This is a genomic window from Mesorhizobium sp. M5C.F.Ca.IN.020.32.2.1, from assembly GCF_004023105.1.
Lineage (GTDB): Bacteria > Pseudomonadota > Alphaproteobacteria > Rhizobiales > Rhizobiaceae > Mesorhizobium > Mesorhizobium wenxiniae.
In genome coordinates this window covers 1-11,035 of sequence record NZ_RZSX01000101.1, presented here as the reverse complement: position 1 = coordinate 11,035, position 11,035 = coordinate 1, and the positions used below count along the sequence as shown (strand labels likewise).

Sequence of the window (11,035 nt, the reverse complement as noted above, 5' to 3'; positions counted from 1 at the left end):
GGCAAGCACGATCTTCCAGGCGAAGACGCGCAGGAGATAGCTGGTCCAGAACGGCAGCGTCACCAGAAACAACAGCAGCCCGCGCCGCCGTCCGGCGTGGTAGGCAAGGTAGTAGGCGACGGGATAGGCGGTGACGACCGTTGCCAGCGTTACCAGGCCGGCAATGGCCAACGAGCGCAGCGTTACCGTCCAGTACAGAGGATCGGACGCCACCGTGATGAAATTCGCAAAGGTGAAACCGGCGCCCAGCAGCGAACCGTCATTGCCGCGAAAGGCGAGGAAAAGTACGAGACCAAGCGCAAACAGGATCAGGAAGAAGGTGACCAGCCCGCCCGGCAGCAGCATGGCCAACCGGAAACCCGTCGAGGACCGGGCCTCCGGCAGTGGCTGCCTTGCAACGATGGTCGACATCGCATGCCCATCGGAATTTGAAATCCCATAAATTTTTTCATAGTTATGAAACTGTCAAGGAGATTCCTACGCCGGTATGGAATCAGCGCTCGAGTGCATCCAGCGTACGATACCAAGCGATCGTCGCGGCGACGCCGACCTGCCGAAAGACGTGGAACGGTATTGGCCGGATCGGCGAGACCGGGAACGGCAATTGCCTGGCGTCGCCACTCGCCAGATAGCCGGCAATGCGCTCGCCAAGCGCGGTCATCAGGCCGACGCCACGGCCCTGGCAGCCGACCACGGCCATCAGGCCCTGCTCGGGCTCGTGAATATGCGGGAGGTGATCCGGCGTCATCGCCACCCGGCCAAACCAGCGCTTTTCGATGCCGACGCCGGATAGCCCGGGATAGAGCCGGAGCAGCGCGCGCTCGAGATGCGCCCAGTCACCTTCGCTGGTCGGCTGCGCCATCCGGCCGCGCCCGCCAAGCACCAGCCGCCCGTCGGCACTCTTGCGGTAATAAACGAGGATGCGGCGCGAATCCGATACCGCCTGCCCCTCCGGCAGAATCCCGGCCGCCAGATCGGCCGGCAGCGGCGCTGTCGCGATCTGGAAGGAGTGCAGCGGAACGATCGTCTCGGCGAGACCGGGGAGCAGATCGCCGGTATAGGCGTTCGTCGCCAGAATGACCGTCTTCGCCTGCAATTCGGCGCCGCCCTCCGTCGAGATACGCCAAAGGCCGGCGTTCTTATCGAGGCGCACCACCTTCTGGTGCTCGGCGATCTTCACGCCCGCGGCCGAGGCGATTCGTGCCAGTTCCGACGTGTAGGCAAGCGGATCGATCACGCCGGCGCGGCGGTCGAGCCAGCCGCCGAGATAGCCTGCGCGCCGGTCAACGCGGCGATCTCGGTCTGGCTCAGAAGCCGGACATCGGCGCCGCGGTTCCGCCACTGCCGGTCCCTGTTCACCGCCGCCTTCAGCGCCGTCTCGGTGTGCGCTGCCTGGATCCAGCCGTTGCGAACGAACGGCACCGCCAGTTTCTCGTCGCGGATCAATTCGAAGACGGCGTCCGCCGTCGAGGCGGCAAAATTGACGAGGATCTCGCCGCGTTCGGGGCCAAAATGCTCCAGCAGCCATTCCGGATCATATTTCAGGCCGGGGATCACCTGGCCGCCATTAAGGCCCGATGCGCCTTGGCCGATCTCGCCGGCTTCCAGCACCTGCACGGCAAAGCCGAACCGGGCTGCATGCAAGGCAGTCGACAAGCCCATGATGCCCCCGCCGATGATGACGACATCGACGGGTTTACCGCCGACAAGCGCCTGGGGTGCGGCGGCCGATTGCGGCTTCTGCCAGATCGGATCGGAAAACGGTGCGGGCAAGGATCACCTGGGGTGCAGTTCGTTGTGAAAATCCTAGTCACCATTTCATGATTTTGAAAGCTCGTTTCCGCTTCGCAATCGGGACACAAAACTCGCCTTGAGGACGGGATAGACCTTTGGCCGGAATTTGTTGAAAGTGCCGCCGCCGCTGGCCAAGCTCTTTGTGAACCATTGGTCCGGCAGCAACGACCGTCGCAGCAGAACCAGACAGCAGAGGACCGTAGCCATGACGAAGACCACTCTCCTGCCCAACGAGGGCCTCTTCATCGGCCGCGCCCGGACAAGCGATAGGTCCCATCCGCTGGTGGTCACGGTGCGCGACGGCACGGTGTTCGACATCACGTTGAGCATGGCACCAACCGTGCGCGACGTCTGCGAGATGCCAGACCCGGCAGGGTACGTCCAAGCGGCCAGAGGCGAACCGATCGGATCACTTGATGCGATCGCCGCCAACAGTTTCCAGGCCGCGCGCGATTCGCAAAAACCGTACCTGCTTTCTCCGGTCGACCTGCAGGCGGTCAAGGCGTCGGGCGTCACCTTCGTCGTCAGCCTGCTCGAACGGGTCATCGAGGAGCAGGCGCGCGGCTCGGCGGAAAAAGCCGACGCCATTCGCGCCGACATTGCCGGGCTGATCGGTCACGATCTGTCGAAGCTCAAGCCCGGCTCGCCGGAGGCGATGGAGATCAAGGCAAAGCTCATCCAGCGAGGCGCCTGGTCGCAATATCTGGAGGTAGGCATCGGCCCTGATGCCGAAATCTTCACCAAATGCCAGCCGATGGCGTCGGTCGGCTTCGGCGCCGATGTCGGCCTGCATCCGGTTTCCACCTGGAACAATCCGGAGCCGGAGATCGCCATGATCGCCGCCAGCAGCGGCAAGATCGTCGGCGCGACGCTCGGCAACGACGTCAATCTGCGCGACGTCGAAGGGCGCTCGGCGTTGTTGCTCGGTAAGGCCAAGGACAACAACGCCTCGGCCGCGCTCGGCCCATTCATCCGCTTGTTCGACGCGACATTTTCCATCGATGACGTGAAGCAGGCCATCGTGCGTCTAAAGGTCGAGGGCGAAGACGGTTTCTCGCTGGGCGGCGCCAGTTCGATGGCCGAGATCAGCCGCTCGCCGGAAGAGCTGGTCGCCGCCGCCATGGGTCCGCATCACCAATACCCGGACGGGCTGGCGCTTTATCTCGGCACCATGTTCGTGCCGTCGAAGGATCGCGGCGAAAAGGGCAAGGGCTTCACGCACCAGGTCGGCGATATCGTCACCATCTCGTCCGAGAAATTCGGCGCCCTGATCAACCGGGTGCGGCTGTCGCCCGACTGTCCGCACTGGAGTTACGGCGCCAGCCATTTGATGCGCGATCTCGCCAGCGCCAACCTCATCTAGGTTCCCGCGCAGCCTGCGAGGTTAGATTTCTCGGCGCTCGAATTGAGGGGCCTCGCTCGGAAAATATCAGCCAAACTGATGCAATCTGATGGGACCGCTGATGGCGCCTTGTCGCGCGCCGACTACCACTGGCAAATGGAGGCTTGCCATATGTCGAAAAAGCGGATGCTCTGATGCATCCAGGTCGGCGCTGGCAGAAATACGATCAGGGTTTGTCGTGATCGTCGTCGGAGGTGGAGGAAGTTTTCAAATGGGAGGAAACCAAATGCTGACAAGGCTACGACTATTTGTATTCGGCTTGATCGTGGCGCTGGCCATTCCGGCGGCGGCACAGGCCAAGACCTTCTACTGGATTTCGCATGGCGGCCCGGCCGATCCGGTCTGGACCTACTTCCTCGCCGGCGCCAAGCAATGGGCGACGGACACCGGCAACACCGTCAACACCTCGTTCCACAATGGCGACGTGTCGTCCCAGCAGGAGGCGGTTCGCGCGGCCATCGCTGCAAAGGCCGACGGCATCACCACCACCAGCCCCGACCCGGGCAGCCTTATCGAGCTCGCTAGGGAAGCACGGGCGGCAAACATCCCGATCATCAACTTCAACACGCCCGATCCGAAGGCGGACTTCAACGCCTATGTTGGCGGCGACAACGTCACCTTCGGCAGGAACTGGGCGCAGTATCTGGTCGACAAGGGTCTGGTGAAAAAGGGCGATTTTGTCTGGATGCCGGTGGAAATCCCGGGCGCCACCTATGGCGTTCAGGAAGAAGAAGGCATCAAGAGCGTGTTCGAGCCGCTCGGCATCACCTATGAAATCACCGAAGCCACGCTCGACCAGGCCGAAGCGATCAACCGTATGGTCGACTACCTCACCGCTAACAGGACCAAGGTCAAGGCGATCATCGGCCTCGGCGATCTGGTGACCGGCTCGATCAAGCGGGTGTTCGACCAGGCCGGCATCAAGCCGGGCGAAATCCCGGTCGTCGGCTGGGGCAACTCGCTCGACACCACCCAGGAGGTGCTGACCGGCTACGTCAATGCCGCACAATGGCAGGATCCGCAGGCGACCAGCTATGTGGCGCTTTCGATCGCCAATATGGCCGCCAGCGGCATTCCGCCCGGCTTCGACGTGATCACCGGCGCACTGTACGAAAAGGACACGGCGCAGGTCTACGACGACATCCTGTCCGGAAAATAAAACCGCGATCGGGATGGTCGCGGCACGCCTGCCGCGGTCGTCCCCATCATTCCGCCGAGCCTCGAACCGCCTTACGCGGTGCCGGGCTTGGCCAGTCCCAACCATGTCGCGGGTCCAACGTGGAAAACAGTTCCATCATCCAACGCTCGATCGCCAGGCCGGAATTCGGGCCCTTCGTGCTGCTCGTCGTCGAGCTCGCCGTGTTCTGGGGGTTCAACCACGACTTCCTGTCGCCGCAGAACATCAGCAACATATTGGCCTTCACGGTCGAGCTTGGCCTGATTGCGCTGGCGATGACGCTGTTGATGACTTCGGGCGAATTCGACCTCTCGGTCGGATCGCTGTTCGGCTTCTCGCCAGTCTTGATGTGGACGCTCTTCAACAGCGGCCTCACCTCGCTGGAAGCTGGCTTCGTCGTGGCCCTGCTGGTTGCCGCCTTCATCGGGCTGGTCAATGGCTGGTTCGTGACGCAACTCAAGATTCCATCCTTCCTGGTGACGCTCGGCATGCTGCTGGTCGTGCGCGGCACCGCTCTGTTCGTCACCAGCGGATTTCCGCAACGCACCTGGAGCGCCGAAGGCAGCTGGCTTGCCGAGGCATTGGTCGGCGATTTCTTCATCGGGCCGTTCCGCATCTACATGTCGCTGTTCTGGTTCATCGCAGCAGCGATCGCACTCGGCTACGTGCTGACGCAGAGCCGGACCGGCAACTGGATCCAGGCGGCCGGCGGCAACCCCAATGCGGCAAGGGCGCGCGGCGTCAATGTCAGCGGCGTCAAGATCGGCCTGTTCATCCTGTCGTCGATCATGGCCTCGCTTGCCGGCGTCATCAGCTCGCTGCGCACCTCGGCGGCCAACCCGAACAGCGGCACCGGCTACGAGCTCGAAGTCATCGCCATGGTGGTGATCGGCGGCACGGCGCTGACCGGCGGACGCGGCACCATTATCGGTACCGTGCTCGGCATCCTGATCCTGCGCGTGATGCGCAACGGCATCGTGCTGATCGGCGTGCCAGGGCTTGCCTACAACATCTTCATCGGCGCGATCATCCTCGGCATGATGGCGCTCCACTCATGGCTGGAACGCCGACATCAGGCGGGGACTTGAACCATGGCCGAACCGCTTGTCCGCATGGAAAACATCCGCAAGTCCTACGGCCGTGTGCAGGCGCTGGTAGACGCCAATTTCCATGTCAATGAAAGGGAGATCGTCGGTCTGCTCGGCGACAATGGCGCCGGCAAGTCGACGCTGATCAAGGTGCTGTCGGGTGCGGTTCCGCTGACCAGCGGCGAGATCTTCATCCGCGGCAAGAAGGTGGACTTCCGCAGCACCAGCGACGCCATCGCCCACGGTATCGAGACGATCTACCAGGACTCGGCACTGGTCACGCAATTGTCGATCGCGCGCAATCTGTTTCTCGGGCGCGAGCCGATCAAGCCGCCGCGTTTCCTCAACCGCATGGACCAGGAAGCAATGAACGTGGTCGCCCGCGACCTGCTCAAGCAGGTCGGCATCTCGAAGAACATCCCGCCGACCACGCCGATCGGCTCGCTCTCCGGCGGTGAGCGGCAGGCCGTGGCGATCGCGCGCGCCATGCATTTCGACAGCGACTTGATCATCCTCGACGAGCCGACCAACAATCTCGGCGTCGCCGAGACGCAAGGTGTGCTGAGCTTCGTGCGCAGCGCCCGCGATTCGGGGCATTCCTGCATCTTCATCGCCCATAACATCCACCATGTCTTCCAGGTGGTCGACCGCATCGTCGTGATGCGCCGCGGCAAGGTGGTTGCCGACGATATCGATCCGAAGAACACCAACGTCGCGGAAGTCGAACGGATCATCACCGGCATGTCTGACAAGGAGATCCACGACGCCATCGTGCAGGGGAAGCAACCGCAGGGCTGAGTGGCCAGCTGGAAGCCGGGTTGGCCGTATCTCTGGCACAGGATCGCATCGGCTCCTATGACTGCGACAATGAAAGCCACCGTTGCCGACATCGCCAGAAGCTGCGGGCTGTCGACCGCGACGGTCGACCGGGTGCTGAACAACCGGCCAGGCGCCAGCGCGGCCAACCGGCAGCGCGTGATGGAGGCGGCCAAGCAGCTTGGCTATTTGCCGGTCGTGGATCAGGTCACGCTGCCCTCGCGGCCGGCGCATCTCGAGTTCTTCCTGCCGATCGGCACCAATGCCTTCATGATGGATCTGGCAAATCATATCGAGGATTATGCGGCACGCCTGCCGCTTGTCGCCTCCTGCCGGATCCACAAGCTCGCAGGCATCTCGCCGAACGCGTTGCAGGCGGCGGTCGAAAACCTCTCGCTCAAGGCAAACGGCGCCGGCGTCATCGCGATCGATCATCCGAGAACGCGCAACATCCTGCGCGAGATCGTCGAGGCCGGCATCCGCCTCGTCACGCTGGTGTCGGACGTTCCGGGCGCACCGCGAGCGGCCTATGTCGGCATCGACAACCGTGTGGCCGGGCGCACCGCAGCGCTTTTGATGGGACGTTTCGTAGGCGGGCGCACGGGCCATCTGGCGATGGTCGTCGGCTCACGCTCCTACCGCGGGCATGAGGAACGTGAAATGGGCTTTCGCTCCGTGCTCAGCGAGGAGTTCCCCAATTTGACCGTGACCAGCGCCGTCGAGATCAACGACGAGCCTGACATCAGCTACACCGCGACGATGAAGGCGCTGCACAACGAGCCGGAACTGCTCGGCATCTATTGCGTCGGCGCCGGGCGTTCGGGCGTGGCGAAAGCGCTGCTGGAAGCCAAGCCGCAAAGGAAGCCGGTGTTCATTTGCCACGACCTGACGAGGGCGACACGCGGCTATCTCGTCGACGATCTGCTCGATGTCGTCATCGACCAGAATGCACGACTAATCGCCGAGCAATCGGTCATTCGCCTGCTCGGATCGATCGCTTCCTCGGCGCCCTATCTGACGCGAAAATTCATCGAGCCGCGCCTGATCTTCAAGGAAAACGTTCCGGTCCAGTGATGCCGCGCAACGGCCACCGTCGGTTGCCCGAATGGCTAAAATTCGGTTGATACCGCAAATCTGCACATCTGCTATGCAGCTTTCGTTGTTGCCGAATCATTGGGCAACCGCTAGTTTCGCAGGTGTCGGCCATCTACTCCTCCCAGATGCGATGCCGACGCTGAGTGCGGTACACCTCCTCCCGTGCCGTATTCGAAATCAAGCCCGCTGCCACCTCCTCCCGGCAGCGGGCTTTTTTGTTCCGGCTCCGGATGTTGGGCAAAGGCTGAGGTTACGAAGATCACCGGACACCTTGATCGGCGTCGAACGACCAATACGGGCGATGGTCACCGGCTTGTTCGGGAGCCGTCACCAGGGGTGATGCCGCCGGCATATTCGCCAGCAAGGGTGTTGCAGCCGCGATCAGCGGATCCGTCGGAATCCCGTCACACTTGTCACTCTCACCAATTCGCTATCGGTTCTATCCTGCCTCTCCAACAAGCAGCAGGTAGCGCCGGGAATGGTTCGGCGACAGACCGGCAAAGGAGAAGCGCGATGACGGCTCGTCCGAACGGACAAAAGAGCATTCGGCGGCGCGGCTCGCAATGAACACGCTTCCGATCGTTTCGCCGCTTGCGAGACTATCTGGCCGCAGCGCCCCGGAAAGACGCGATCAGGCCTTCCGCCATGCGGACAAATTGCGCGCTGGGGCCTTCGGCTCCGACGCTTTGAAGGCTGACACGGGCGCCTTCAAGCAGCAGCGACAATGTATCGGCGAGAAGCTCTGCCTGGCCGATGCCGGCGTCCCGGCACAGGCCGACCAAACGGTCGCGCTGGGCCTGCTTGAGTTCCTTGATCACCCGACGGGCCGGATGGTCGGTCTCGCTCAACTCGATGGCGGCGTTCGCCATGTCGCAACCGCGGCCGTCCACCATCAGGCAATCGGCCGCCATCCGAACCCAGGCGTGCAGCTGCGCAAGCTTGTCGCCCGGATGCTCGGCCTCGAACTTTTGCCACATCGCGTTGGCGCTGCATGCGGTCGCCCGCAGGCACTCGATGACCAGATCGTCCTTGGACTCGAAATGACGGTAGAGCGTCATCTTGTTGGTACCGGCGGCCTCAGTGATCGCGTCGACACCGACGCCCTTGATGCCATGCTTGTGGAACATATCCCGTGCCGTCTCCAGGATGCGATCCCGGGGGCGGATTCGTTCCGCAGTGCCGTCTTCCATCAAAACCTCCTTGGTTTCCGGTTTTCCGGAAAATCCCTCGGCACACCTCTTGACTAGGGTGTTACCGGTCTGTAACTTCTAGATGTTACTTACTGGTAACACCCCCATTGCCTCGTGTCAATCTCGCAGGCGCCTGTGAACAGCCTCCGCCGAATCGGCCCAGGCATGAAACTGCGCCCCAGGCGACTTTGGCCGCGAACAGAAAGACCACCCGATCTGCGGCGTCCACCGCAGATGCAAGCCAGGAGCCGCTACGATGTCGCAGCGCAAGGATTTGACGATCGACGAAGTTGTGAAGGATCCGATGATCCAAATGCTGATGAAGGCCGACCGTGTCGACCCGCGCTCTTTCGAGACAATGCTGCGTACCCTTGCGGATACGCAAGGCCGCAGCCGCGAGGCGCCGCCTCGTTTCCTGGAAGACCGGGGGCAAAGCCGCAGCCGACGGCTGTCCAGAGTGGCCAAGGCCTTCGGCCAGGCGAGAGCATCGGGCGAGGCGTACGTGTCATGGTAAACTTCTTCATCCACCGACCGATCTTCGCATCGTCGATCGCCATCATCATGATGCTCGCCGGGGCGATCTGCTATTTCCTGCTGCCTGTCTCGCAATTTCCCGACATCACGCCGCCTCAGGTCGTGGTCAGCGCCAACTACCCGGGCGCCAGTGCGCAAGTCGTGGCCGACACCGTCACGACGCCGCTCGAGCAGCAGATCAACGGCGTTGAAGGCATGACCTATATGTCGTCATCGAGTTCCAATGACGGCTCGTCGACGATCACCATCACCTTCGAGGTCGGCTACTCCCTGAGCACCGCCGCCGTCGACGTCCAGAACCGCGTGTCGCAGGCGGCGTCCTCGCTGCCGGCCATCGTCAACCAGGGCGGCGTGACGATCAAAAAGCAGAATCCGAATTTCGTCCTGATCGTCAACCTCACCTCGCCCGACGGCTCCGTCGACCCGGTCGCGCTCAGCAACCTCGCCTACCTGCAAGTGGTCGACCCGCTTAAGCGCCTGCCGGGCGTCGGCGACGTGCAGATCTTCGGCGAGCGGCGCTATTCGATGCGCGTATGGCTCGATCCCGACAAGCTCGCCAATCTCGGCATCACAGCCGTCGATGTCCAAAACGCCATCGCCGAGCAGAATGTCCAGGTTGCGGCCGGCAAGATCGGGCAGTCGCCTGCGCCGGCGGGTACTGCTTTCGAAATGCAGGTCAACGCAGTCGGCCGACTGAGCGATCCCAAGGAATTCGGCGATATCGTCGTGCGCGCCGATGCCGCGAACGGTTCGTTGGTTCGGCTGCGCGACGTCGCGCGCATCGAACTCGGCGCCCTGCAATATTCGTCGTCGGCATTCTTCGGCGAGGATCCGACCGTGGTGCTTGCGGTCTACCAGATGCCGGGTTCGAACGCGCTCGATCTGCAGCAGCGCGTCAAGGACAAGATGCAGGAACTGTCGGCCCGCTTCCCGAAGGGCGTCAGTTACGCCATGCATTACGATACGACACGTTTCGTTTCCGCGTCGATGCACGACGTGCTGGTCACGCTCGGCGAGGCGCTGGTCCTGGTTGTCGCGGTGGTGTTCATCTTCCTGCAGAGCTGGCGGACCACGATCATCCCGACGATTGCGATTCCCGTGTCGCTGGTGGCCACGCTCGTTGTCATGTACATGTTCGGCTTCTCGCTGAACATGCTCAGCCTGCTCGGCATGGTGCTGGCGATCGGTCTCGTCGTCGATGACGCGATCGTCGTCGTCGAGAATGTCGAGCGCCAGCTGGAGGCCGGCCTCAAACCGCTCGCTGCCACGCGCGCGGCGATGGCCGAGGTCACCGGCCCGATCATCGCCACGACCGCCGTGCTGATGGCCGTGTTCGTGCCGGTCGCCTTCATACCCGGCGTTTCCGGCCGGCTCTACAACCAGTTTGCCCTGACGGTGGCGATCTCCTTCGGCATCTCCGCCTTCGTCTCGCTGACGCTCACTCCGGCGCTCAGCGCCGCCTTCCTGCGCCACCGCCCGGCAACGCAGTTCTTCCTGTTCCGCTGGTTCAACACGGGCTTCGAACGGCTGTCGCATGGCTATGCCCATGGTGTGCGCATCCTCATCCGCCTGCGCTGGATCATGCTCGGGCTGTTCGCGGCCGGGCTTGTTGCCACCTATTTCGTCTGGCAGCGCCTGCCCTCGACCTTCCTTCCGGTCGAGGACCAGGGCTACTTCTTCGTGGTCATCCAGTTGCCGGATGGAGCATCGCTGGAACGCACCGACGCGGTGGCCCGCAAGGCACGCGACATCCTGCAGAATACGCCTGGTGTCGAAATAGTCGGTTCGATCAGCGGCTTGAACTTTCTCACCAGTGCCGCCCAGTCGAACTCGGCAGTGGAATTCGCCATCCTGAAGCCATGGGACGAACGCGGCCCTGACCAGAGCGCCTCGAAGCTCGTCGCCGACGTGCGCTCGAAGCTCATGGAACTTCCGGAAG

Annotated in this window: 8 protein-coding genes and 2 pseudogenes; 7 read left to right on the top strand and 3 right to left on the bottom strand. The window is 62.7% G+C overall.

Annotated elements, in window-relative coordinates; translation table 11 throughout:
- Both EOA86_RS07690 and EOA86_RS07685 read right to left on the bottom strand, forming a co-directional pair.
- Positions 1-411, bottom strand: a pseudogene (locus EOA86_RS07690) (ABC transporter permease); the annotation flags it as partial.
- An 82-nt stretch (positions 412-493) separates the two neighbouring features.
- A pseudogene (locus EOA86_RS07685) lies at positions 494-1,662 on the bottom strand (FAD-dependent oxidoreductase).
- Between the two features lie 337 nt (positions 1,663-1,999).
- Between EOA86_RS07685 and EOA86_RS07680 the strand changes: the two are divergent.
- The 5 genes from EOA86_RS07680 to EOA86_RS07660 all read left to right on the top strand — a co-directional run bounded on the left by EOA86_RS07680 (position 2,000) and on the right by EOA86_RS07660 (position 7,351).
- Complete coding sequence (locus tag EOA86_RS07680; protein WP_128341133.1) at positions 2,000-3,157, top strand: fumarylacetoacetate hydrolase family protein; 1,158 nt, start codon at positions 2,000-2,002, stop codon at positions 3,155-3,157.
- 265 nt (positions 3,158-3,422) lie between these two features.
- Entirely contained in the window at positions 3,423-4,355 is a 933-nt protein-coding gene (locus EOA86_RS07675) for a substrate-binding domain-containing protein (RefSeq protein WP_065010089.1), read from the top strand.
- Positions 4,356-4,474: 119 nt separating this feature from the next.
- Complete coding sequence (locus tag EOA86_RS07670; protein ID WP_027152255.1) at positions 4,475-5,461, top strand: ABC transporter permease; 987 nt, start codon at positions 4,475-4,477, stop codon at positions 5,459-5,461.
- Between the two features lie 3 nt (positions 5,462-5,464).
- The gene (locus EOA86_RS07665) at positions 5,465-6,259 is read left to right on the top strand and encodes an ATP-binding cassette domain-containing protein (protein ID WP_127210065.1); all 795 of its coding nucleotides are present in this window, start codon (positions 5,465-5,467) and stop codon (positions 6,257-6,259) included.
- A gap of 69 nt (positions 6,260-6,328) precedes the next feature.
- Positions 6,329-7,351, top strand: coding sequence for a LacI family DNA-binding transcriptional regulator (locus EOA86_RS07660; RefSeq protein WP_127210067.1), 1,023 nt, complete (start codon positions 6,329-6,331; stop codon positions 7,349-7,351).
- A 620-nt stretch (positions 7,352-7,971) separates the two neighbouring features.
- On the opposite strand, the gene EOA86_RS07655 is transcribed toward EOA86_RS07660, so the two are convergent.
- A complete protein-coding gene (locus EOA86_RS07655) occupies positions 7,972-8,562 on the bottom strand; it encodes a TetR/AcrR family transcriptional regulator (protein WP_065010087.1) in 591 nt (196 codons plus the stop codon).
- Between the two features lie 256 nt (positions 8,563-8,818).
- Here EOA86_RS07655 and EOA86_RS07650 point away from each other — a divergent pair, with 256 nt between their 5' ends.
- Positions 8,819-9,076, top strand: coding sequence for a hypothetical protein (locus tag EOA86_RS07650; RefSeq protein ID WP_128341132.1), 258 nt, complete (start codon positions 8,819-8,821; stop codon positions 9,074-9,076).
- Positions 9,070-11,035: efflux RND transporter permease subunit (locus tag EOA86_RS07645; protein WP_164891610.1), on the top strand; the 1,966-nt coding region annotated here is incomplete at its 3' end. The genes EOA86_RS07650 and EOA86_RS07645, both read left to right, overlap by 7 nt.